Source organism: Psychrobacter proteolyticus (assembly GCF_038155145.1).
Lineage (GTDB): Bacteria > Pseudomonadota > Gammaproteobacteria > Pseudomonadales > Moraxellaceae > Psychrobacter > Psychrobacter proteolyticus_B.
In genome coordinates, this window is record NZ_JBAKAY010000056.1 from 1 (window position 1) to 241 (window position 241).

At 41.9% G+C, this 241-nt stretch carries 1 pseudogene; it reads right to left on the bottom strand.

What is annotated here, in order from left to right:
• Positions 1 to 241 (bottom strand): annotated as a pseudogene (locus tag V6252_RS12995) (septum site-determining protein MinD); the annotation flags it as partial.

Below are 241 nucleotides of genomic sequence, written 5' to 3' on the forward strand. Positions count from 1 at the left end.
CTCTTCAAGCAAGAAACGGTCGACATAGTCTTCATAACATTGACGAGCATGAGAGTCGGTATTATGAATAACTGGCTCGCCATGGTTTGACGCTTCAAGCACTGAATGGCTCTCAGGAACAACCCCAAGTAGTTGAACTTTTAGAATATCAATTGAGATAGTATCGATATCCAACATCTCAATGGCAGCCGCAAGTTCAGGATTATAACCAGTGATAATCAAATGCTCACGAACAGTACCT